Annotated in this window: 21 protein-coding genes and 9 tRNA genes; 18 read left to right on the top strand and 12 right to left on the bottom strand. The window is 55.4% G+C overall.

Annotated elements, in window-relative coordinates; translation table 11 throughout:
* Position 1: 1 nt before the first annotated feature.
* Positions 2–1,261: a glutamyl-tRNA reductase gene (gene hemA / locus AB5Y51_RS19310; RefSeq protein ID WP_268453585.1), complete on the bottom strand. Its 1,260-nt coding sequence runs from the start codon at positions 1,259–1,261 to the stop codon at positions 2–4.
* A 125-nt stretch (positions 1,262–1,386) separates the two neighbouring features.
* On the opposite strand from hemA, the gene lolB reads away from it, so the two are divergent.
* The 14 genes from lolB to AB5Y51_RS19380 all read left to right on the top strand — a co-directional run bounded on the left by lolB (position 1,387) and on the right by AB5Y51_RS19380 (position 7,222).
* Entirely contained in the window at positions 1,387–1,965 is a 579-nt protein-coding gene (gene lolB / locus AB5Y51_RS19315) for a lipoprotein insertase outer membrane protein LolB (RefSeq protein WP_368179000.1), read from the top strand.
* Complete coding sequence (gene ispE / locus AB5Y51_RS19320) at positions 1,965–2,843, top strand: 4-(cytidine 5'-diphospho)-2-C-methyl-D-erythritol kinase (RefSeq protein ID WP_103244666.1); 879 nt, start codon at positions 1,965–1,967, stop codon at positions 2,841–2,843. Before lolB ends, ispE begins: the two co-directional genes overlap by 1 nt.
* A tRNA-Gln gene (locus AB5Y51_RS19325) sits at positions 2,823–2,897 on the top strand. The genes ispE and AB5Y51_RS19325 overlap by 21 nt, the downstream gene beginning before the upstream one ends.
* 239 nt (positions 2,898–3,136) lie before the next feature.
* A complete protein-coding gene (locus AB5Y51_RS19330) occupies positions 3,137–4,084 on the top strand; it encodes a ribose-phosphate pyrophosphokinase (RefSeq protein ID WP_010673845.1) in 948 nt (315 codons plus the stop codon).
* Between the two features lie 248 nt (positions 4,085–4,332).
* Complete coding sequence (pth, locus tag AB5Y51_RS19335; protein ID WP_041215615.1) at positions 4,333–4,929, top strand: aminoacyl-tRNA hydrolase; 597 nt, start codon at positions 4,333–4,335, stop codon at positions 4,927–4,929.
* Between the two features lie 131 nt (positions 4,930–5,060).
* On the top strand, positions 5,061–6,152 hold the full coding sequence (gene ychF / locus AB5Y51_RS19340) for a redox-regulated ATPase YchF (protein WP_368179002.1): 1,092 nt from the start codon (positions 5,061–5,063) through the stop codon (positions 6,150–6,152).
* A 235-nt stretch (positions 6,153–6,387) separates the two neighbouring features.
* Positions 6,388–6,464 (top strand) — tRNA-Met (locus AB5Y51_RS19345).
* Positions 6,465–6,472: 8 nt separating this feature from the next.
* A tRNA-Gln gene (locus AB5Y51_RS19350) sits at positions 6,473–6,547 on the top strand.
* Positions 6,548–6,589: 42 nt separating this feature from the next.
* Positions 6,590–6,664 (top strand) — tRNA-Gln (locus tag AB5Y51_RS19355).
* Positions 6,665–6,705: 41 nt separating this feature from the next.
* Positions 6,706–6,780 (top strand) — tRNA-Gln (locus AB5Y51_RS19360).
* 39 nt (positions 6,781–6,819) lie between these two features.
* Positions 6,820–6,896, top strand: a tRNA-Met gene (locus AB5Y51_RS19365).
* 46 nt (positions 6,897–6,942) lie between these two features.
* Positions 6,943–7,017, top strand: a tRNA-Gln gene (locus AB5Y51_RS19370).
* Between the two features lie 36 nt (positions 7,018–7,053).
* Positions 7,054–7,130: transfer RNA gene (locus tag AB5Y51_RS19375), tRNA-Met, on the top strand.
* A gap of 8 nt (positions 7,131–7,138) precedes the next feature.
* A tRNA-Leu gene (locus AB5Y51_RS19380) sits at positions 7,139–7,222 on the top strand.
* 244 nt (positions 7,223–7,466) lie between these two features.
* On the opposite strand, the gene AB5Y51_RS19385 is transcribed toward AB5Y51_RS19380, so the two are convergent.
* The gene (locus AB5Y51_RS19385; RefSeq protein WP_368179004.1) at positions 7,467–9,299 is read right to left on the bottom strand and encodes an SLC13 family permease; all 1,833 of its coding nucleotides are present in this window, start codon (positions 9,297–9,299) and stop codon (positions 7,467–7,469) included.
* A gap of 270 nt (positions 9,300–9,569) precedes the next feature.
* Between AB5Y51_RS19385 and yqfB the strand changes: the two genes are divergently transcribed.
* The 3 genes from yqfB to AB5Y51_RS19400 all read left to right on the top strand — a co-directional run bounded on the left by yqfB (position 9,570) and on the right by AB5Y51_RS19400 (position 11,358).
* On the top strand, positions 9,570–9,902 hold the full coding sequence (yqfB, locus tag AB5Y51_RS19390) for a N(4)-acetylcytidine aminohydrolase (protein WP_042014549.1): 333 nt from the start codon (positions 9,570–9,572) through the stop codon (positions 9,900–9,902).
* Between the two features lie 87 nt (positions 9,903–9,989).
* Positions 9,990–10,910: an alpha/beta hydrolase gene (locus tag AB5Y51_RS19395; protein WP_368179005.1), complete on the top strand. Its 921-nt coding sequence runs from the start codon at positions 9,990–9,992 to the stop codon at positions 10,908–10,910.
* Between the two features lie 61 nt (positions 10,911–10,971).
* On the top strand, positions 10,972–11,358 hold the full coding sequence (locus AB5Y51_RS19400; RefSeq protein WP_010673839.1) for a DUF1622 domain-containing protein: 387 nt from the start codon (positions 10,972–10,974) through the stop codon (positions 11,356–11,358).
* A gap of 104 nt (positions 11,359–11,462) precedes the next feature.
* On the opposite strand, the gene AB5Y51_RS19405 is transcribed toward AB5Y51_RS19400, so the two are convergent.
* The gene (locus AB5Y51_RS19405; protein WP_368179007.1) at positions 11,463–12,827 is read right to left on the bottom strand and encodes an MDR family MFS transporter; all 1,365 of its coding nucleotides are present in this window, start codon (positions 12,825–12,827) and stop codon (positions 11,463–11,465) included.
* A gap of 164 nt (positions 12,828–12,991) precedes the next feature.
* Between AB5Y51_RS19405 and AB5Y51_RS19410 the strand changes: the two genes are divergently transcribed.
* Positions 12,992–13,618 carry an HAD family hydrolase gene (locus AB5Y51_RS19410; RefSeq protein WP_368179009.1) on the top strand — a complete coding sequence of 209 codons (627 nt, stop codon included), beginning with the start codon at positions 12,992–12,994 and terminating at the stop codon, positions 13,616–13,618.
* Positions 13,619–14,100: 482 nt separating this feature from the next.
* Here AB5Y51_RS19410 and AB5Y51_RS19415 read toward each other — a convergent pair whose 3' ends face one another.
* The 9 genes from AB5Y51_RS19415 to astA form a co-directional block, all read right to left on the bottom strand.
* Positions 14,101–14,451, bottom strand: a complete 351-nt coding sequence (locus AB5Y51_RS19415; protein WP_368173205.1) for a hypothetical protein — start codon at positions 14,449–14,451, stop codon at positions 14,101–14,103.
* 293 nt (positions 14,452–14,744) lie between these two features.
* Positions 14,745–15,392, bottom strand: coding sequence for a hypothetical protein (locus tag AB5Y51_RS19420; RefSeq protein ID WP_368179011.1), 648 nt, complete (start codon positions 15,390–15,392; stop codon positions 14,745–14,747).
* Between the two features lie 323 nt (positions 15,393–15,715).
* Positions 15,716–16,381 carry a hypothetical protein gene (locus AB5Y51_RS19425; RefSeq protein WP_368179013.1) on the bottom strand — a complete coding sequence of 222 codons (666 nt, stop codon included), beginning with the start codon at positions 16,379–16,381 and terminating at the stop codon, positions 15,716–15,718.
* A gap of 328 nt (positions 16,382–16,709) precedes the next feature.
* Positions 16,710–17,369: a hypothetical protein gene (locus AB5Y51_RS19430; RefSeq protein WP_368179015.1), complete on the bottom strand. Its 660-nt coding sequence runs from the start codon at positions 17,367–17,369 to the stop codon at positions 16,710–16,712.
* Between the two features lie 547 nt (positions 17,370–17,916).
* Complete coding sequence (locus tag AB5Y51_RS19435; RefSeq protein WP_368179016.1) at positions 17,917–18,783, bottom strand: hypothetical protein; 867 nt, start codon at positions 18,781–18,783, stop codon at positions 17,917–17,919.
* A 234-nt stretch (positions 18,784–19,017) separates the two neighbouring features.
* Positions 19,018–19,437, bottom strand: a complete 420-nt coding sequence (locus tag AB5Y51_RS19440) for a hypothetical protein (RefSeq protein ID WP_368179018.1) — start codon at positions 19,435–19,437, stop codon at positions 19,018–19,020.
* A 226-nt stretch (positions 19,438–19,663) separates the two neighbouring features.
* Positions 19,664–20,461: a DUF1338 domain-containing protein gene (locus AB5Y51_RS19445; RefSeq protein ID WP_039039589.1), complete on the bottom strand. Its 798-nt coding sequence runs from the start codon at positions 20,459–20,461 to the stop codon at positions 19,664–19,666.
* A 69-nt stretch (positions 20,462–20,530) separates the two neighbouring features.
* Positions 20,531–22,000, bottom strand: coding sequence for a succinylglutamate-semialdehyde dehydrogenase (gene astD, locus AB5Y51_RS19450; RefSeq protein ID WP_113977798.1), 1,470 nt, complete (start codon positions 21,998–22,000; stop codon positions 20,531–20,533).
* A gap of 67 nt (positions 22,001–22,067) precedes the next feature.
* Entirely contained in the window at positions 22,068–23,087 is a 1,020-nt protein-coding gene (gene astA / locus AB5Y51_RS19455) for an arginine N-succinyltransferase (protein WP_039039587.1), read from the bottom strand.
* Positions 23,088–23,138: the final 51 nt, after the last annotated feature.

Genomic DNA, 23,138 nt, shown 5'->3' on the forward strand with positions numbered 1-23,138 from the left:
ACTATGATTCTTGTGACAATCCCAGCACCTGACGCAGTTGGGCCAGCTTGTGGCTGTCCCCCTGGGCGGCGGCCTGGCGCAGGGCCTGGGTCGGTGCGTGGATCAGCTTGTTGGTGAGGCGATGGGCCATGGCCTTGAGCGCCTGCTCGGCATTTTCACCCTGTTGCAGGGCCAGCAAGGCCCGCTGCAACTCTTCGTCGGCGACCTGCTGTGACTGATAGCGATAATCGCGAATGAGATCCACCGAGTGCTGGCTGCGATACCAGCCCATGAACTCGTCGCGCTCTTCCTGCACGATGAGTTCCGCCTCGGCGGCCGCCCGCTTGCGGGTCTCCAGGTTCTGCTCGATGATGCCCTGCAGATCGTCCACCGTGTAGAGATAGGCATCGGAGAGCTCGTCCACCTCGGCTTCGATGTCGCGGGGCACGGCGATATCCACCAGGAACATGGGCTTGAAGCGACGCGCCTTGAGCGCCCGCTCCACCATGCCCTTGCCGATGATGGGCAGGGGGCTTGCCGTGGAGCTGATGACGATGTCCGCCTCGTGCAGGTAGTCCGGGATCTCCTCCAGAGTCATTACCTGGGCACCGAACTCCTCTGCCAGCAACTGGGCCCGTTGCAGGGTCCGGTTCGCCACCATCATCCGGGTCACGCTCTGCTCGCGCAGGTGGCGGGCCACCAGTTCGATGGTTTCGCCGGCGCCCACCAGCAGCACCTTGGTCTGGGAGAGATCGGAGAAGATACGGCGGGCCAGGCTCACGGCGGCGAAGGCCACCGACACCGCGCTGGCGCCGATCTCGGTGTCAGTGCGCACCCGTTTGGCCACCGAGAAGGATTTCTGGAACAGGCGCTCCAGGGATCCTTTCACCGCATCCGCCTGCTGGGCGTGGGCGTAGGATTGCTTGATCTGCCCCAGGATCTGCGGCTCCCCGAGCACCAGGGAGTCGAGGCCGCAGGCCACCCGCATCAGGTGGCGCACCGCTTCCTCGTCCTGGTGCCGGTAGATGGCGGAGAGCACCTCGCTCGCCTCCAGCGCGTGGAACCGCTGCAACCAGTTCAGCACCTGCTCCCCCTGCCCCTGCTCCAGGCTGCAATAGAGCTCGGTGCGGTTGCAGGTGGAGACGATCACCGCCTCGCTGACGCCAGGCTGCTCCACCAGCTCACGCAGGGCGCGATCGATGCGGTCCGGGCCAAAGGCGACCCGCTCCCGCAAGGCGACACTGGCGGTGTTGTGGTTGATTCCGAGGGCAAGCAGACTCATGGGTGGGTGATGATCGTTTCATGCACAGGGTGTAGAGGCCGACAATTGTACGAGAAAGGGTAAGTCTTTAAAAGCAATACGGCCGCCCCTTATACTGTCGCAAACCTCATCTGCGGAGCTCCACCTTGTTGTTACGTATCTTCTCCCTCGCCTGCCTGCTGGTGCTGGCGGGCTGTACCACCACCCAACCCCAGCGGGATCAGGTCAACTGGCAGCAGGAGCGCGCCCGCCTCGAACGCCTCACACACTGGCAGTTGTCGGGCAAGATGGCCATCATCACCGCCCGCCAGAAGGGCAGCGCCCGCCTCAACTGGCAGCAAAACGGCGACGACTATCGCCTCAACCTCACCAGCCTCATCGGCACCCATATTCTGGAACTCTCCCGCACCGGCGGCGAGGTGATTCTGCTCGACAACGACGGAAAACAGCACCAGAGCCAGGATGCCGAGCTCCTGGTCTATCGGCTCACCGGCTGGCACATTCCGGTGGCCGGGCTGCCTGAGTGGATCAAGGGATTGCCGGGGCAGGCCGAATTCGAGCTCAACCCCGATGCCAGCCTCGCCAGCGTGCGCGACGGCCAGTGGCAGATCGTCTACGGGGACTATCGGGATCAGGACGGCTATCGCCTGCCCCACCTGCTCACCATGACCGGGCAGGAGAGCCGTCTCAAGCTGCAGATCAACGAGTGGACCCTGGCACCATGATGCACGACCAGGCGCCGATCCGCTGGCCCGCCCCGGCCAAGCTCAACCTCTTCCTGCACGTCAACGGCCGCCGCCCCGATGGCTACCACGAACTGCAGACCCTCTTCATCTTCCTCAACCACGGCGACTGGCTCGAATTCGAGCCGATCCCCGGCAGCGACCAGCTCACCTTGAGCCCGGCCATTCCCGGCGTGCCCGATGAACAAAACCTCATCATCCGGGCTGCGCGACTGTTGCAGAGCCGCTTGGCCAGTCCGCAGGGAGCCCATATCCGGCTGGAGAAGGTACTACCCATGGGCGGTGGCATCGGGGGCGGCTCGTCGGACGCGGCCACCACCCTCGTGGCCCTGAACCACCTCTGGCAAGCCGGCTTGAGTGAAGACGAGCTGGCCGAGCTCGGCGTGCAGCTGGGCGCCGACGTGCCGGTGTTCGTGCGGGGCAAGGCCGCCTTCGCCGAGGGCGTGGGGGAGCGGTTGCAACAGATCGAGGTGCCGGATGCCTGGTACCTGGTACTCAAGCCGGATTGCCATGTGGCCACCGCCGCCGTGTTCCAGGATCCCGACCTGCCCCGCAACACCCCCAAGATGACCCTGGACAATCTGCTGGCAGGAGAGTGGAAAAACGATTGCGAACTGCTGGTGAAAAAGCGCCACCCCGAGGTTGCCAATGCGCTCGGCTGGTTGCTAGAATACGCGCCGTCAAGAATGACGGGCACTGGCGCCTGCGTCTTTGCTCGATTTGAAGACGAAATGGCTGCTCGGAAGGTGTTGGCAAGAGTGCCGGAAGGCTGGGATGGGTTTGTCGCCAAGGGCGAGAACATATCACCACTCTTCGTCACTTTGCAACAAGTGAGTGATTGGGGTATCGCCAAGCGGTAAGGCAGCGGGTTTTGATCTCGCCATTCCTAGGTTCGAATCCTAGTACCCCAGCCAACTCTCTCCTTGTTGAGGCCGCATCGGGAGGTGTTGACCTCGTCGATGTGTCTTGGGCCAATCTGACGCGATGGCGCTCAAGGTGGATTCCCGTCCACCCACCCTGCGGGTGATGAGACGCCATCCTCGACATCGCCCAGAGACCTTGTCCGTCATCTTGCTAAATCGTTTGCCCCCAAACGATACGGGTCTAAAATCAGACTCCCCACATACTGGATGCAACCCCGAGGTTTCAAACCGTGCCTGACATGAAGCTGTTTGCTGGTAACGCAACGCCGGAACTAGCCCAGAAGATCGCAGATCGCCTGTTTATCAAACTCGGCAATGCTGCCGTAGGTCGCTTTAGCGACGGCGAGATCAGCGTACAGATCAACGAGAATGTACGCGGTGGCGATATCTTCATCATTCAATCCACCTGTGCCCCGACCAACGACAATTTGATGGAATTGATCGTCATGGTGGATGCACTGCGTCGTGCTTCAGCTGGCCGTATCACTGCCGTTATCCCCTACTTTGGTTATGCCCGTCAGGACCGCCGCGTCCGCTCCGCCCGTGTGCCCATCACCGCCAAGGTCGTCGCAGACTTCCTCTCCAGCGTGGGTGTGGACCGTGTGCTGACCGTTGACCTGCATGCCGAGCAGATCCAGGGCTTCTTCGACGTCCCCGTCGACAACGTGTTCGGCAGCCCGGTGCTGCTGGAAGACATGAAGGCCAAGAACCTCGAATCCCCCGTGGTCGTGTCACCGGACATCGGCGGCGTAGTCCGTGCCCGTGCCATCGCCAAGCTGCTGGACGACACCGACATCGCCATCATCGACAAGCGTCGTCCCCGTCCGAACGTCTCCCAGGTCATGCACCTGATCGGCGACGTGGCCGGTCGTGACTGCGTCATCGTCGACGACATGATCGACACCGGCGGCACCCTGTGCAAGGCGGCCGAAGCGCTGAAAGAGCGTGGTGCCAAGCGCGTGTTCGCCTATGCGACCCACCCTGTCTTCTCCGGCACCGCCGTTGAAAACATCAAGAATTCGGTCATCGACGAGCTGATCATCACCGACTCCATCCCGCTCACCCCGGAGATGAAGGCAGTCGGCAAGGTCAAGCAGCTGACCCTCTCCTCCGTGCTGGCCGAAGCGATTCGCCGCATCAGCAACGAAGAGTCCATCTCTGCCATGTTCGAGCATTGATAGACCCTGTCGTGACAAAAACCGCCGAATGGCGGTTTTTGTTTTTTGGGTGCCTGGCGCCAGCCCCCAACCTCCACTCGGCAAGAGACGAAAACCTCGGACGAGCCACCCCACCCGAGCCCTTCTGTCCGGCTTTTCCCCGACCTTGCCGCACTTTGGTTGAGTGATCGCCACTCGGCGGCTAGAATATTGCGTCCCATTGCCCCGGGCCATCCGCCCATGGCAAGTAGCGAGTGAAGACATCAAGCGTGACAAGTCAAATCAAACTGATTGTCGGGCTGGGTAATCCCGGCCCCGAATATGCCAAGACCCGCCACAATGCGGGCGCCTGGTATGTGGAGCAACTGGCACGCTGGCACAATGTCAGCCTGCGCGAAGAGCCCAAGTTCTTCGGCCACACCGCCCGCTTCCTGGTGGACGGGCAGGATGTGCGGCTGCTCATCCCGAACACCTACATGAATCTCTCCGGCAAGGCCGTGGCGGCGCTCGCGCGCTTCTACCAGATCGCCCCGGAAGAGATCCTGGTGGCCCACGACGAGCTGGACCTGCCTCCCGGCATCGCCAAGTTCAAGCAAGGGGGCGGTCACGGCGGCCATAACGGCCTCAAGGACATCATCGCCAGGATGGGCAATAACAATAACTTCTTCCGGCTGCGCCTTGGCATCGGCCATCCGGGCGCCAAGGAGCTGGTCGCCGGCTTCGTGCTGACCAAGGCGCCCAGCAGTGAGCAGAGTCTGATCGAGGCCGCGCTGGACGAATCCCTGCGCGCCACCGACATCCTGTTCAAGCAGGACATGACCAAGGCCATGAATCGCCTGCACAGTTTCAAGGCCGAGAAAGTCTAGGCCTTCAGCCTGCATGGCCAGGCTGTTCAAGATGACCGGCCCCTGGCGAGATCCCTCGCCTCGGGGTCAAGCAACACGACACGGGCCGCCCGCGCGGCCCCTTGAAGCATCCATCAACAAGGTAACAATCCATGGGTTTTAAATGCGGTATCGTGGGCCTGCCCAATGTAGGCAAATCCACCCTGTTCAATGCGCTGACCAAGGCCGGCATCGAAGCCGCCAACTTCCCGTTCTGCACCATTGAGCCGAACACGGGTGTGGTCCCCATGCCGGATCCCCGCCTCGACCAGCTGGCGGCCATCATCAATCCGCAGCGTGTCGTGCCGACCACCATGGAGTTCGTGGACATCGCCGGCCTGGTGGCCGGTGCCTCCAAGGGCGAAGGCCTTGGCAACCAGTTCCTCGCCAACATCCGTGAAACCGAAGCCATCGGTCACGTGGTGCGCTGCTTCGAGGACGAGAACATCGTCCACGTGGCGGGCAAGGTCTCCCCGGCCGACGACATCGAGGTGATCAACACCGAGCTGGCCCTCTCCGACCTGGATGCCTGCGAGCGCGCCATCAATCGCCAGTCCAAGCGTGCCAAGGGCGGCGACAAGGATGCCAAGCTGGAAGTGGAAGTGCTGGAGAAGATCAAGGTTGCCCTGGAAAACGGCCAGATGATCCGCGGCATGAAGCTGGACAAGGATGAGCTGGACGCCGTCAGCCACCTCAACTTCCTGACCCTCAAACCCACCATGTACATCGCCAACGTGGCGGAAGATGGCTTCGAGAACAACCCCTACCTGGATCAGGTCCGTGAGATAGCCGCCGCCGAGAACGCCGTTGTCGTGGTCGTCTGCTGCGCCATCGAGGCGGACATCGCCGAGCTGGACGACGATGACCGCGCCGAGTTCATGGCGGATCTCGGCATCGAGGAGCCGGGCCTGAACCGGGTGATCCGCTCCGGATACGAGCTGCTCAAGTTGCAGACCTACTTCACCGCCGGTGTGAAAGAAGTGCGCGCCTGGACCATTCCGGTAGGCGCCACCGCCCCGCAGGCCGCTGGCAAGATCCACACCGACTTCGAAAAAGGCTTTATTCGCGCCCAGACCATCGCCTTCGACGACTTTATCACCTACAAGGGTGAGCAAGGCGCCAAGGAAGCAGGCAAGATGCGCGCGGAAGGGAAAGACTACATCGTCAAGGATGGCGATATCATGAACTTCCTGTTCAACGTCTAACCCCATGAGAGGCCAGCATTTGCTGGCCTCTTTTTTATCTGGCCAGAGGCGCGATCTGGGTGCGAATGTCGTAAAAAAAACCAGATTGTTGGGCTTTTGCACGACAGCGGCCAATAACTCGCCAAACGCACCCAAATTCGTTTTTTCAAACAAAAAAAGGGTTGACGCCCCAGAGCCAGATACGCATAATTCCGGCCGCACAGTGACGAGGCAACGACTCACTGGAAGCACGGTTGGCTATGTAGCTCAGTTGGTTAGAGCATCGCACTCATAATGCGGGGGTCACAGGTTCGAATCCCGTCATAGCCACCATCTCTAGTTGGGGTATCGCCAAGCGGTAAGGCAGCGGGTTTTGATCTCGCCATCCCTAGGTTCGAATCCTAGTACCCCAGCCATTTTTTGAATGATGTTTGATGGTCTCTGTCAGGCATCGTCGTTGGGGTATCGCCAAGCGGTAAGGCAGCGGGTTTTGATCTCGCCATCCCTAGGTTCGAATCCTAGTACCCCAGCCATTTTTGAATGATGTTTGACAGTATTTGTCGGGCATCGCTGTTGGGGTATCGCCAAGCGGTAAGGCAGCGGGTTTTGATCTCGCCATCCCTAGGTTCGAATCCTAGTACCCCAGCCATTTTTCTGTTCTCTTCCACCTATGTGGTTGACAACAAACGGCTATGTAGCTCAGTTGGTTAGAGCATCGCACTCATAATGCGGGGGTCACAGGTTCGAATCCCGTCATAGCCACCATGTTTGAAAAACGTTCCTTCAATCATCCGATTGCAAAGAACACTGTTGGGGCATCGCCAAGCGGTAAGGCAGCGGGTTTTGATCTCGCCATACCTAGGTTCGAATCCTAGTGCCCCAGCCATTTTTGCTTGTATTCGACGCAAGTCGTGCACAAGACGGCTATGTAGCTCAGTTGGTTAGAGCATCGCACTCATAATGCGGGGGTCACAGGTTCGAATCCCGTCATAGCCACCATTATTCTTGCGGAAGTGGCGAAATTGGTAGACGCACCAGATTTAGGTTCTGGCGCCCTAGGCGTGAGAGTTCGAGTCTCTCCTTCCGCACCATCGAAAGCAGTACCAAACAGACCAGCTCAGGCTGGTTTTTTTGTATCCGGCGTTTGCCGCTCTTCTTCCCCTCTCCACGCCATCGCACGCCTGCAACGCCACCTCATGTATCAACGGCTGAGCCTTGTGCTCTCCTCTGCGACAGCGCAATGCCCTGCTCCGGCGTGATGCCGCCCTTTTCATCTCGCAGAGCACTGCGGGCAATAAAAAGGCGGCCCGCAGGCCGCCATATCGTTTGCTGTCGTCAGAACGGGAAGAACCAGGGGATGGCGATGACGCTCACCACCATCACCAGCAGGGTGAAAGGCACGCCGATGCGCACGAAGTCCATGAACTTGTAGTTGCCCGGGCCCAGCACCAGGGTGTTGACCGGCGACGAGACCGGCGTCATGAAGGCTGCCGAGGCGGCGATGGCGATGGTCATGGCAAAGGGATAAGGCGACACCCCCATCTGATGGGCCGTGCCGAGTGCAATCGGCGCCATCAGCACCGCCGTCGCCGTGTTGGAGATAAAGAGCCCGATGACGGCACAGAGCACGAAGAGGCTGGCCAGCATCACCCTGGGGCCCATCTCCCCCACTGCCGAGATGAGCGCGCCGACGATGAGATCCACCCCGCCGGTCTGCTGCAATGCAAGGGCAAAGGGCAGCATGCCCACGATGAGGATCAGGGTCGGCCAGTGGATGGACTTGTAGGCACTCTCCAGATCGATGCAGCGGAACTTGCCCATCAGCAGGCAGGCGATGAGCGCCGCGATCACGTTGGGCACGGGATCCGTCACCATCAGTACTATCATGACCCCGAGGGCAATCAGGGCGTGGATGGCCTGGCTGCGGGCCGGCGCCATCTCGTCCACTTCCGCAGGCAGGCCCAGCAGCAGAAAATCGCGATGATGGGTCTGCAACTGACGAATGAGGCTCCAGTTCCCCACCACCAGCAGGGTATCCCCCATCTGCAGCGCCTCGTCCACCAGCTTGCCGGTCAGCGCCTCTCCATCCCGGCGGATCCCCACCACGCTCAGACCGTAACGGGAACGGAAGGTCACCTCGCGGATGCTCTTGCCGAGCAGCCGGGAGCCGGGGATGAGGGAGACCTCCGCCATGCCCACCTCCCGCGCCTGATCGGAGAAGTATTCGCCGCGCAATATCATGGGCTCGAGCCGCGCCTCGCTGCAAAACTCCCGCACATCCACCTCGGGATCCGACATGTCGATGAGCAGCACATCCTTGGCCTGGAACTCGGTCACCCCGGTGACACTGACCATCACCCGCCTGAACTTGCGCCAGCGCTCCATCCCGATGACGTTGGCCCCGAAGCGGGCACGCAATTGCAGCTCGTCGAGGGTCTGGCCGATCAGGGGGGAGTCGGGCCGGATCGCCAGTCGGCGTGCTCGCCCCGCCAGCCGGTAGTCACGGATGAGATCCCGCATGGTGCTGCGTCCCATCTGCTTGCCCTTGCCCTCCTCTCCTTCACGCACCAGGGAGGTGCGTATCAGCAGCATGTAGAGGATCCCCATCCCCAGAATGATGACCCCCATGGGGGTGAAGCCGAAGAAGCCGAACCCCTGGATTTCGTGCCGCATCAGCTCACTGTTCACCACCATGTTGGGAGGGGTTGCCACCAGCGTCATCATGCCGCTGATAAGGCCGGCAAAGCCGAGCGGCATCATCAGTCTGCCCGCCGGGATCCCCATCCGGTTCGCCACGCTCAGCACCACGGGGATGAAGATGGCCACCACCCCGGTCGAACTCATCACGGCACCCAGGGTCGCCACCGCCACCATCAGCAGCACCAGCATGCGGGTTTCGCTGCTGCCGGCCACCTTCACCAGGGCATCTCCCACCTGATAGGCGATGCCGGTACGCACCAGCCCCTCCCCCACCACGAACAGGGCGGCAATCAGAATGACGTTGGGATCGCTGAATCCTGCCAGCGCCTGCGGCAGGGTCAGGGTGCCGCTCAACACGAACAGGATGATGATCAACAAGGCGACCACGTCCATGCGTACCTTGTTGGTAATAAACAGGAGAATGGCACCCACCAGCATGCTGAGCACCCAGATCAACTCGGAATTCACACTTGCTCCTTTTGTTCAACGTCAACCACGGCCGGCCTCGGACGCCATCAGACCACAGAGCCCGTCCCCCTGATTTGTTACATATCAAGAAAGAGGAGACCGCATCATCTCACATTCAGGTTCAGTTGCGGCCATTTTACCGGTCCGTGAACGCAGTCGGTCGCCCTTCACATGTCGGGGTAAAAAGTGCTGCACGCTCCCCCCGCCCCTCCTAAAATGGGCCCGCCGCGGCCTGAGCCGCCCTCTCACCCCTTGCCCTTCGGAGACGACATGACCCAGCACACCCCGGCCTACCCGGCATTCACCTTCTTCAGCCGCTTTGTCGCCGACATCCAGGCTGGCCGAAAGACCATCACCATCCGCGACGAGAGCGAGGCAAACTGGCGGCCCGGCCAGCGCCTGGCCCTGTTCACCAACCCGGAACACCAGCCTTTTGGCACCATTGAAGTCATCTCGGTCAAGGCGGTCGCCTTTGAGGCGCTGAGCGACGAGCACGCCCGTCAGGAGAACATGACCCTCCCCGAGCTTAAAGATGTGATCCGCGATATCTACCCCGCACTGCCGCCCCTTTATGTGATTGAATTCGTGCTGATTGAAGCCTGATTTTGTGAGCTGCCTCAGCTAACGCCGGTTGCGCTCACGGGCCAAAAGCGCACAATGACTGTTTTTATATACAGTCATTGGTATCTTATGGAAAAACAACTCGAACCGGCCATCGCAGCCATGGTGGCAGACTTCATCGCCGCAGGTCGTCCCAAGGCAAGCCAGCTGAGCTGGCAGGCGCGCCGTGACGGCTACCTTGCCTCTGCCCTGTTGGGGGGTGAGCGGGAAGAGGTGGGCACCATTGAAGAGTGGCAGGCCGATCACCACGCCATCCGCTGCTATCGGCCCGCAGACAAACCGGACCCCGCGTATCCGGTGCTGATCTATTTTCACGGCGGCTGTTTTGTCAGCGGGGATTTCGAGACCCACGATCGCCAGATGCGGATGCTGTGTAACCGGGCCAGTGCCCTGATCTTCGCCGTACACACCCGCCTCGCCCCGGAACACACCTATCCTGCGGCTCACGACGATGCGCTGGCCGCCACGCGGGCCATCATGGCAGAGGTGGAGAAATGGCATGGAGATCCGGCACGTCTCGCCATTGCCGGCGACAGCGCAGGGGGTCATCTCGCCCTGGTCACCACCTTGCGGCTCAAGGCTGCCAGCGCCCCCTTGCCCAAGGCCCTGCTGCTTCTCTATCCCATGCTGGATGCCCTCTGCGAGAGCCAAAGCTACCGCGATCTCGGTGACGACTACCTCATCACCCGGGACATGCTCGCAAGCGGTTTTCACGCCTACCTTGGCAGCCTGCCCCCCAGCCATCCCGAAGCCAGTCCGCTCCACCATCCCGCCCTGTCAGGATTACCGCCGACCCATATCGTCACGGCGAAATATGATCCGCTGCGCGACGAAGGGGAAGCCCTGTATGGCAAGCTGGTGCAGGCTGGCGTCGATGCCACTTGCCAGCGGCAGCATGGCGTCATCCATGGCTACTTCCAACTGGCGGCCATCAGCCCTGCCGCTCGTCAGCTCATCGACCAGATAGCCATGATGCTCAGAAGACTCTGAGTTGGAACCGGCCCCCATGCCGTGTTAAAAGTGTCTCTTTTGAAGCAGAGAGGTAACCCGAGTGTTCGAGATAGCGAGCCTGAAAGAGGGCATGATGCACGGGGTGGAGCTGTTCCAGCTGCTGCTGGAGATCATCTCCATCGCCTGCGTGGTCATCGGCCTTGGCAAGACCCTCTGGCTGGCGGCCAGAGTGCGGGATCACGAGCCCGGCTTTCCCCGTATCCGCCTCTGCTTCGGCAGCTGGCTTATCCTGGCGCTGGAGTTCCAGCTCGCCGCCGACATCCTGGCCACCACGGTGGCACCGAGCAAGGAGGAGCTGGTGCGCCTCGCCATCATCGCGGTCATCCGCACCTTCCTGAACTACTTCCTCGGCAAGGAGCTCGATGCCCAGGCCGAGCGCCAGCAACCCGAGCCTGTCAGGTCACCTTCCCGCCCCGACGCCCGATGAGCGGGCTGAGTGGCACAAGGCCACGACACGGAAGGAAAGGCACCAGCCTGATCCCATGAAGAGGGCTCCCCGCGGGGAGCCCTCTTTGTATCCGATAGCAACCATCAGGCGTGCTTGCTGGCCAGCTCGTGGCGCTTCAATGCCAGCAAGGTGACCAGCAGGGCGGCGGTGGCGATCAGCGCCATGCCGATATAGGTGGCGCTGAAACCGGGTGCCAGTTCGGCCGGGCTCAGGCTGGCCAGATTGGGGCTGCTGCCTGCTGGCAGGGCGGCATGGAACAACACAGCGCAGATGGCGACACCGACCGCCCCGCCCAGCTCCCGGCCGAAGTTGAACAGGGACATGCCGATGCCGCGATCTTCTCGCGGCAGGGCATTTTGCACCACCACCGACAGCGCCGGCAGCACCAGACCAAGGCCGATACCGGCAAACCCCAGTCCTACTCTGGCCCAGACGTCGAAGTGGATCTGCCACAGGGCCAGCGCTGCCAGGGCAAAACCTGCCACCACGAAACGCTTGTAGTGACCGGTGCGACCGATGAGCTTGCCGCCGACGAATGCCCCCGCCGTGATGAAGACCATGAAGATCACCATGATCTCGCCACTGTCACTGGCACTCATCCCCTTTTGCCACTGCATCTGCAACGGCAGGTAGACCAGCACGGCAAACATCAGCAACTGAGAAGCCAGCGCCAGCAGCACGCTCACCAGATAACCCGGCAGGCGCACCAGGTGGGCCGGCAGTATGGGATCGTGCGCCCGCCGCTCAGTCAGGACCAGCAGCAACAAGGCCGCCCCCAGCGCAGCCGCGAGCCAGACGGCGGGCAAGGCCGCCTCCGGCGAGAGCAGCAACAGGGTGAGGGTGGTGACCGTGATGAGCAGTGCCGCTCCCTTCCAGTCGAAGCGGCTGTGGCGACGCACATTGAGGTGACCCAGATTGCGGTTCACCAGCCAGAGGGCGATGGCACCGAGAGGCAGATTGATCCAGAAGATCCAGCGCCAGCTGAGCTGCTCGGTAAAATAGCCACCGAGCAGCGGGCCTGCGATGCTGGAGACCGCATAGACCGCCGAGATATACCCCTGATACTTGCCCACCTCCCGTGGCGGAATACAGTCGGCGATCACGGTGAAGGCGAGCGCGATCAGCCCCCCGCCCCCCAACCCTTGCAGCACGCGGGCGGCCAGCAGGGTCGGCAGATCCTGGGCCAGGGCGCAGGCCACGGATCCTGCCAGAAACAGGCCGATACCGATGTTGAGCATGCGTACCCGGCCGAACATGTCGCTCAACTTGCCATAGATGGGCAGGGCCGCAGTGGCCGCCAGTAGATAGGCGGTCACGACCCAGGTGAGGGCGGCACCGGCGTTCAGCTCAACCCCTATGATGGGCAAGGGCGTGGTGACGATGCTCTTTTCCAGTGAGCCCAGGGCGATCACCAGGGCCACGCTCGAGAAGACGGTTTTGGGGGACATAGGCAGGCTCGCTCATATGAGATATCGGCACAGGGGGTGCAAGGCACATTATTGTCTCATATATCATTAGTCGATGGTCAAAACCACTGCCAACCATGATGAAGGTCGCGACATCTGCGCGCTGGATCTGCTAGGGTGAATCTTTGCCGAAGAGGACGCCCCCCATGCCCCAGTCATCCCCCTGCGATCATCACCAGAGTGAACAGCCCCGATTCGACGAGTACGACGCCCTGATCTTCGACATGGATGGCACCCTGGTGGACTCCATGCCTCTGCACCTGGATGCCTGGGAAATCACCAGTGCCGAGTTCGGCCTGCCGTTTGATCGGGCACAGCTCAACGAGTACGGCGGCATCCCCACCCGCAAGATAGTGACCATGCTGGCAGAGCAGCACGGGATGACCATCGACGTGGAAGCCTTTGCCCAGCGCAAGGTCGCCCTCTACCTGGCACGGATCGACGACGTCCGGGTGTTTCCCGCCATGTGGGAGCTGGTCAGGCAGTACCACGGCAAGGTGCCCATGGGCATAGGCACCGGCTCAACCCGGGAACATGCGGCGCACATCCTGCGTCAGACCGGGCTCGATGCCTTCATCTCCGTGCTGGTGAGTGCCGATGATGTGGTCAATCACAAGCCCCACCCGGACACCTTCCTGAAAGTGGCCGAGCAGCTCGGCGCCAACCCGGCCAACTGCCTGGTGTTTGAAGACACCCGGATAGGCATTCAGGCGGGCAAGGCCGCCGGCATGACCACCTTGCTGGCCGATCAGGGCGCACTTTACCCGCGCTAGTATGGGTAAACGTTCCTGACCACCAATAGAAACGCCTCCACAAAGGAGGCGCTTCTATATCTCGAATCATTAGCTTGATGTTCTCAAGGCCATGTGATGCGGATGATACCTAGACCTGTGATCATTGAACCCATACAACTTTTATATAGGTCAATCGACATTTTATTTAAGGCCCTGCTTTCGCGATGATATACCAGTCATCTAAACTGTCATATCTAGGTACGTCTTATACCCCATCCTTCTGGCAGTATTAGTGGGTTAGATAAAAAAATCTATCCAGACTAACTTTCTCCATGACATAGTCACGACGAAAAAAGAACTTCACACCACCACACGCACTATAAAATACGTCTAAACCCCTGGAAAACAATGAGTATTTTAATGTTCATCAAACCAGATAACCTCAAAACGTTCCCTTACGTTTTCGTCAACCACTCAGAAAACTGCTTCTCGTTATGAAAGGTTGATGGTTCATCATTCCATCACGAAATTCTATAATACCTAAACAACTCTGCAAGCTTACCTTTTGAGTACTCACCTCTCTGACAAAACTGGCTTTCAATTATTTCCCTATTCTCGACAAGAGCATTCGGCACTTCAGTTGTTTGGCTTTTGTTTGCAAGACCAATAATCGTTTGCAATATTTCGCAAGCGGTAGACTCATCATCTTCCCTGATTAAAAATTCGATAGTTTCACTTATAAAACAAAATGCTTCAGATGGACTCATTTTGCCGATGGCATCATCTCTAAACTTTTCAAAAAACCACTCATCCTCTATAGAGCCTGAGTTCCAATGCTGAATAGCCTCATTCAGTGCATCACGATATAACATAATCAATCCCTAATTTTGACACCACCCAAAACATCCTGACATCACATTTAAGAAGAGTTCAAATTTTTCAAGATAATTATCTATACTTATGAAAATATTAAACCATAAATCAATGCACTTCTGCATAATCTCTTCACAAAATCTCGACTACCCACATGGTCAAGATTTTAGATCTGCCCATATCTCTGTATAAAAACTCGCACATCTGGTACCGACAAAGGCGAAGTCCGTCACCATACCTTTCTTATTTATTATATCAGTACTCTGCTCTCGTCCTTGACTCTCTTATAAAGTTACGCAACTAACACCTTCACCATCTCTGGCGTCCCTATTCCGACGAACCCTGACTCTGGATCATCAAAGGCACCGACCATTTTAAGAACCAGACCATTACTTTTAACAATCTCGCACAATAACCTTGTATCTATCAATTCACTAGCATTCCACCCTCGGCATATTAACGCATGAACTTCAAACTCTTCTGGCACAGCAATAAGATAGGAGCATGATTCCTCCTCCATCAAACTCACCACTGATTCAATTGACAACTCAGATAATTGAGCAGCACCAAATAACTTCAACTTTCCATCTGATTCTACTAGTTCTTCCAAAAAGTGAGCTGCGTGGCTTATCTCTACCCCTCGTTCTTTTAATCTCTTAAAAAGTTTATTGTGTCTTATAATCCGTGTATCACTTTGCCAAACTGAGTCACCAACAACACACCACAACTTAAATCCAGGTATTTTTTTAACAATAAGACTAAAAATAAACCTTAAAACTATAATTCGCGCTTCAAGGCGATTTCGAGAAGGTATCTGCCATCGAACGGCAGCTACCTTCAAATTAACCATTTGAGAAATTTCACTGAGATTGTACGTTTCGTTTTCTCTTGAAACGTCCAACGTGCATACAACATTAATAATAGTCATCAATGTCTTCACCAGCCTTGTCATTCAAGTGGGCCATCTATTGTCATGATCGCCATGGGTCCTGTTCATGACCTACAGTATTATCACTGATTTTACCGTTCTGGTATTTATTCCAGAGCCAAAATCTCATGTTGCAACGCACCTTCTTTGCAACCCTCGTCACCTCCTATGTAATGCTGGCAACGTTAGCAGCACTCGCCGTTGATCCGGGAGCCTTGGTGTTGATTTTGACACTCACATCAACTGTAATAGAATATTACTCTATGAGGGATCATATATAAAATCATGATGTATCCGACATTACCAATGTGCACCTATAATATACATAGACCGTATCAAACATTGTTAAATACATCCAGATGATAGTCACCGGTTTCTTCCCAAGCATAAGGGAAAATAGCGTGACTCCCTCGACTCAAAATTACTTTTATGGCATCGACTACATTTAGGTTGAAAGTAGATGTTTTAGTTTCTCTAGATATAAGAGACGACAATTCATCTATCAACAGAGTAAAATCACCATCATGAACGGTCTCTTTAACGATTTCTTTTGAAAACAAAATACCACTTTCACTCTCAGATATAAAATTCAATATGAATTTAGCATTTTCCCGTGTTAGCCTAACGACACCATAAAAGATTACGTAATTATCACTAAAAACTGTTCTCTCGAGAATAAAGCTCAATGGTTGTCCATCAACAAGTTTATTTATCGACCTACTTAGTCCATTGTATCGCACAATACGAGAGTCCAATTTCCAAGAAGGGCTAACGATAAAACAGTATATATCTATTTTTTTAGAAAGATATTTATCCTCTATATAATTAAATATTATAGGTGCAGAGTCTTTCCATGCCGAATAACTCTCACCGTTTACATAGATTTTAGTAACACTTACAGTGTCTTTCAGAGACGACTTGTCAAACCGATTAAACTCATAGTCATCATCACTCACCATACAATGATCACAAAAAAGTTTATTCATAGTGTTAATATTCATGATAGTTACTCATTAACCCCTTACCACCATTATTTAAATGCGCTTCTTTATATCGATGAAACCAATATGAAGCATCTTGGCTCCTGACTCCAGCCCTGCGAGAGAGAAGCTCTGCCGATACTACTCAAGAGCAGTGACTCATATATCACGTTGAATGCTATAGAGTCAGGCATCAACCAGATTTTCAACTACACCCAACCAACTCGATTCTCGCTTCCTAGAATAGGAAACGGAGGCATCTTGCCATAATCACAGTGATCTTTCTTTTCGTGAACTACTTTAGTGATAGCTATATCTGCACAATCATCGTAACTCTTTGCAATGTCATTTAATCGGAGGTTACATCTCCAATATCAAACAGACCTAATTCCTGCTTATCCTTTGATTGATACCGAACAGTCGTTTTGTCAACCCATCTAATATCACCAATACGAGCATTAAATAAAAACTCATCCGGTTCTTCAGAGAAAAGGTGTTCATTAAGAAGCTCATTACCATCATTATCTTTTATCACAATGAAACAGTTAAACGCTTCTTCATCATGACTTCCAACCAACTCAGCTGACATGCTTTTATTCCGACTTAACTTACGTTTTATTGTGTATACATTGACAAAATTTTCTCGAACAACCATCTCGTACGCTTCATGAAAGGGGCTCTTCGGCCATCCTTCCATATCGCACAATGAAATAAGTGAGCTGTATAGTGCATCAAGAAGAAACCTTTTCTTGGCGATTATATTCAACCCCTCAAAATAGTCAAAATCGAACGCCTTATAATACTTAATCACTGAGCTACTTAACTCAGTGGTACCAACTCTTTCATCTGGCCCACAAAGTTTTACAACAACCCTATAAACACCATCTGTTTCTATAGGATCAAAGTGGCGCTCAAAATGGGCACAAACACATCTGCTGAACAGCGTGAACTTTCGTGCCAAACCAAGTTCAAGTTTAAATGCCCACAAACTAAATTCTGTCAGTTTCATATCCATACAAACCTATATTGTTTGGCCTTTTTTGATCTGGCAGTTCATACTCTGGTTGGCGAATGCCTTCTTCAAAGTGGATTTTTCCTTCCCTGGATATTACTCCAAATTCAGTTGATGAGCCATCATCTTCAAGTTGATAATTGACTCCATGGGAAGCACTACTTTCATTAAGTCACTGACCGATGATGTCTTTCTTTTCACTATCGGTGTCCGCATTCTGAATCAGATAGAGAAACTGATTTTAAGTACTCATAGTCGCATCTCAGTGTACTTCTTTTCAACTCAGCTGATTTCTCTTCCTTGACTGCAACACTAGTAGCCTCCCCAGCAAGCAGGTACGAAGGGGCTGGCATCATCACGGTTATTCTTATTTTCCGAACAACGTCATTGACAATATTTCTGATACCAGTTCGAGTGTTGGCAACATGCTCAGCAGATAATCGGCAAGATAAGATTGTGAGCAATCTTGATATACATAACTTTTCTTCCGGGTTGTAAGCTACCCTCAAAAAAAAATGCATAAATATCATTCATGATTGATAACTCAAGATAACACTTCCATCACCTGTTCTCGGGTATGGGTGTAGTGACGTTTATTAGCAAACCACATTTTCTTTAGCGTTGGAATATCCAATAAGGAAGTCAGATCTCCATCTTCAATGGTTGTGTCCCCTATAAAGGTGATACTCTCCAATGATTGGCTGTGTGCAAGTGGCCTCAAAGATTTAACTGCCCCACAGTCAGTTAATACAATCTCTTTGAGGTTTTTTAGCTCACTCAAAATAGCTATATCATAAACTCTTTTACAGTTTTCAATTTCTACAATCTCTATCTGCTGACACTTATCTATGCCTGAAAGATCTTCTAGCTTAGGACAGTCGGCCAAATCTAGAATGGATAACGAGCTAAGTTCTTCTATTCCTGACAATGATTTTATTTTTTTGGAGGTTAGTTGTAGACGTCTTAATAAAGACATTCTATTAAGTTCTTTCAAGTTTTCTGAAGGATAGTTAACAATATTTAGCAGATTCAATTCATCACAAGCGAAAATCGTCTTCGCTTCAGGCCTCCAAAAAAGCTTAAGTACTTTTAATTTTTTTAGTTTGGAAAAATCAGGGGCCTTCGTAAACTCACACTGTAATCCTAAATATTCAAGATTACTGATAGACTCTAATGGAGTGATATCCTTGATACCCCAAGAATAAATTTCAACGCCAGAAAGAGAAGGCAAGTAATTTATAAATGAAATGTCATTTCCATTCCAGCCTGCGGATTGACTTAAACGGAGCACTGAAATATTTTCTTTATCGATTATTGATTTAAACCTATCCGACCAAGGAGCTGCCAAGACAAGGCAACGTTCCATTCCATTTTCAACCTCATCGATAAAATATTTTTCATTATTTACCAAAGAATTAGTTCCTGTTTATGACAATGGGATAGATTTTGTTTGATACGTTTTAGAGAAATGGGCAAGCATACCACTCATGGTTCTTAATTCGATGTTCCTCCACCTGCTCTTCATCTATCTTCCAAGTAAAATTCTGTAACATGAACATATTGATTACAGCCTAGCTAACTTTTACACTTATCTTAATAATCATAGGATTAAACAAATGCTTATCGAAATATCAACTGACTCTAATCAATCATAATAGCCATTTTCAAAGACAATAATACTTTCGGCAGATGATGGTGTATTGTCATCTGCATCAGGAGCGTATGCACCTATACCCAACACATGGGATGTTAGCGATCCAGACTCTACTTCTAGGCCTTTTTCTTTATCTGAAAGATACGTGATCAAGCCCTTGAAATGAATTTTTAGCAAGTCCATTTCTTCGAACTCTGGAACCGCTGGTTCAGTAAACTCTATCGCCTCCAAAACGCCAGAGGCGTTGTAATATGCGAACACGCCAAAATTCTCAAAGTAATCACATGGGAACACAGACTCCTCCGTTCTTTTAAAAGAATCAAATACTTCCCCTAATAATCTCACTTGGTCAGGAGTCATGCCAAACTTGATTTTCCCTGCCCCCACAAAGGGGGAAATTAAAAAACGCATAAAATACTCTCACTTAAAAATCAGTCACATGCTACAGACACATATCAGCATATCGTTTTGGTATCATCTGTTTAATGGAATATTTCAATGATGTATATCAAATGACTTTATTCATTCTTTTGGGCAAGCGCTTAGCCCGACAGGGAACTACACCACAGCAATAATTTGACCGTATTTAATCCAAAATAAAAACGCCCCAGGCGGGGCGTTGTTTTCATGGCGGCCATTACATGGCGTTGGTGGATTCGAAGATCTTGTCGGCCGACGCTTCGACGAAGCCAGGGTAGAGCACGCCATCGGCCTGCGGGTAGCGCAGGGCAAACTCGTAAAAGCAGCTCGGGATGGTGCGCACGCCGTCGCTGAAGGGCACCTCGGCCTTGTCTGCCATGGTGGAGGATTGCTCCAGCATCACCTCGGGATCGCCCTTCACCTCGCCGCCAACGGTGTTGAGCACGAAGCCTGCCGCCTTGAGCGCCGCATTCACCTGCTGGATGGTGTCGAAGTCCTTCAGGCGGTTGATGTTGACGGTGAAGTGGTTGGCACGATAACCCCAGGCGGCCATCCAGGCGGCATACTCGCTCTCTGCCAGCAGGGTCTGGTAGTCGGTGTGGGAGACCTGCCAGGGCGCGCCGGCGTAGAGGAAAGCCGGGGTGTCGGTGAGGTGATCGGGTACCTGATCCACCAGCTTGTGGATGATGGCCTGGGCACCTTCGGAGAGCTCTTCCACCTTCAGCTCGCTGATGAACACCTTGGGCGCATCAGGATCTTTATGCTCGAAGTGTTTGGCATAGAGCTTCTTGGCCTTGAACACATACTCGCCCTTCTCTTCGTACCCCAGGGCACGGAAGTGGGCCGCCAGTTTCTCGAGACCGAGCTTGGGCAGGTTGTAGGTCCGAAACGCCACGTGATCGTTGATGATGGGGGCACCGCCGCCCAGCAGTTGATGAACCTTGTGAGCACTGGGGGTGACCTGAATGTAGTTGTCCCACAGATGGCCAAACAGGGTGTCGATATCCTTTTGCATCTCTCTTTCCTTTGATTGCGGGTACAGACAGGGGCACCTGTTCAGTGCCCCTCTTTTATTTTCTTGTTATCAGAAGGTCAGACCGGGAGACAGCTGATCCGGCATAGCAGCCTTGCTGTCTTCGACGGAGGCGACCGGGTAAGCACAGTAGTCGGCGGCGTAGTAGGCGCTCGCCCTGTGGTTGCCGGAGGCACCGATGCCGCCGAAGGGGGCGGCACTGGAGGCGCCGGTGATGGGCTTGTTCCAGTTGACGATACCGGCACGGATCCGCTTGAAGAAGTGGTTCCAGTCCGCTTCGTTGTCACCGAGCAGACCGGCCGAGAGACCGAAACTGGTGGCGTTCGCCTTCTCGATGGCCACATCGAAGTCGTCGTAGCGAATGAGCTGCAGCAGCGGGCCGAAGTACTCTTCATCCGGCAGCGCGCTGACCGCGGTCACGTCTATGATGCCCGGGGAGACAAAGCCGGTGCCCGCTTCCAGGTGCTTGAGGGCAAGCAGGCTTTCACCACCTAGGCGCTGCAGGTTGGCTTGCGCCTCGACCATGCCGAGTGCGGCCTTCTCGCTGATCATGGCGCCCATGAACGGCTGCTCGGCGGCGTCATAGAGGCCGACCTTGATCTGGCCGACCACCTCCACCAGGCGCTTGACCAGGGCATCGCCCCGCTCGCCGCGCTCGACAAACAGACGGCGCGAGCAGGTGCAACGCTGGCCGGAGGTAATGAAGGCGGACTGCACGATGGCATGGACGGCGCCGTCGATGTCGCTCACATCTTTCACGATCAGCGGGTTGTTGCCACCCATCTCCAGTGCCAGGATCTTGCCCGGCTGGCCGGCAAACTGCTGATGCAGGAAGTGGCCGGTACGGGAGGAGCCGGTGAAGAAGAGGCCGTCGATGTCCGGGTTGCCGGCCAGCGCCTTGCCGGTGTCGACCTCCCCCTGCACCAGGTTGAGCACCCCCTTGGGCAGCCCCGCCTCCTGCCACACCTTGACCATGGCTTCAGCCACCATGGGGGTCAGCTCGGAAGGCTTGAACACGACCGCATTGCCGGCGATGAGCGCCGGCACAATGTGGCCGTTGGGCAGGTGGCCCGGGAAGTTGTAGGGGCCGAACACGGCCACGACGCCATGGGGCTTGTGGCGCACGAACGCCTTGGCGCCCGGCATGGGGTTTTCCACCGTGCCGGTACGCTCGTCATGGGCGCGGATGGAGATGGCAATCTTGCCCTGCATGGCCGCCACTTCGGTGCGGGTCTCCCACAGCGGCTTGCCGGTTTCACGGGCGATGGTCAGGGCCAGCGCCTCCTTGTGCTCGCCGAGCAGGTCGGCATAGCGGCGCACGATGGCAAGGCGCTCTTCAAGGGCCAGATCGGACCAATGGTAGAAGGCCGTGCGGGCCGCCTTGACGGCCGCATCCACCTGGGACTGGCTTGCCGCCTCACCACGCCAGATCACCTCGTTTTTGGCCGGGTCGATGGATTCGAACGGCTTGCCTTCACCGGCCAGCCACTGGCCATCGATAAACTGGACTAAAGACATCATCAATTCACTCCCTGTGGGTACGCAGGCCGCTTCGGCAGCCTGTCTCAATGCTGTGCTGCGGGGCGGGTCAATCCAGATCGACGACGCGCACCATGTCGCCATTTTCCACCTTGAGGGCGGCCGCCATCTTGGGCGGAATGATGGCTTCGTGCTTGTCCAGATCGACCCGGATGTTGCCGTAGCAGGCGCGGTATTGCTCGAATCTGGTGTTGCAGATGAGGTAGGTATGGCCGCCGATGGGCTCACCCACCAGCACCGCCAGCTTCTGGCTGCGGCGCACGCTGCGAATGTTCTTCACCTCGCATTCGACGGTGGGGCCGGCGTCGAAGATGTCGACATAACCGCGATTCACGAACCCCTCATCCTGCAGCATCTTGAGGGCAGGCCGGGTCTTTTCGTGGGTCTTGCCGATGACGGCGCGCGCCTCGTTGCTTAGCAGATTGACGTAGATGGGGTACTTGGGCATCAGCTCGGCGATGAAGCGCTTCTTGCCGATGCCGGTCAGATAGTCGACGGTGGGAAAATCCATCGAGAAGAAATGTTTTTGCAGCCACTCGTAGAAGGGGCTGTGGCCGTTGCCATCGGAGACACCACGCATCTCGGCAAAGACGGTACTGTCAAACAGCTCGGGGTGTTCGGCCATGAACAGGAAACGGTGCTTGGATAGCAGACGGCCGTTGAGCCCCTCGCGGGCGCATTCACGCAGAAACAGGGTGCAGAGCTCGGAATTGCCGGTGTAGTCGTTGGAGAGGGTGAGGGTTTCCACGACATTGTAGATGCCGAGCTTGGGAGAGGAGTGCACCACCTTGCCGATGTGATAGTTGTAGAACGCCTGGGACAGGCCGACCGCCGCGTCGATGGCGCAGGTACCGACCATCTCCCCGGTCTCCAGATCCTCGGCCACGAAGAAATAGAGGCACTCGCCCTTGCCAGCGGGCTTGTCCAGGAAGGTCTGAGTCGAGGCATCGATCTTGCGTTGCAGCAGCTCGTCGTTGACCGGCAAGGATGTCATGCCGGTGCCGGATTCGATGGCACAGGTCTTGAGGCCGGCGAAGTCGCGCTGCTCGATAGGACGGATAACCAACATAAATGACAACTCCCTTTCATTGACGACAGGTGGGGTCCCGGCTCCTGCCGG

The organism is Aeromonas sp. R7-1, assembly GCF_040908115.1.
Lineage (GTDB): Bacteria > Pseudomonadota > Gammaproteobacteria > Enterobacterales > Aeromonadaceae > Aeromonas > Aeromonas caviae.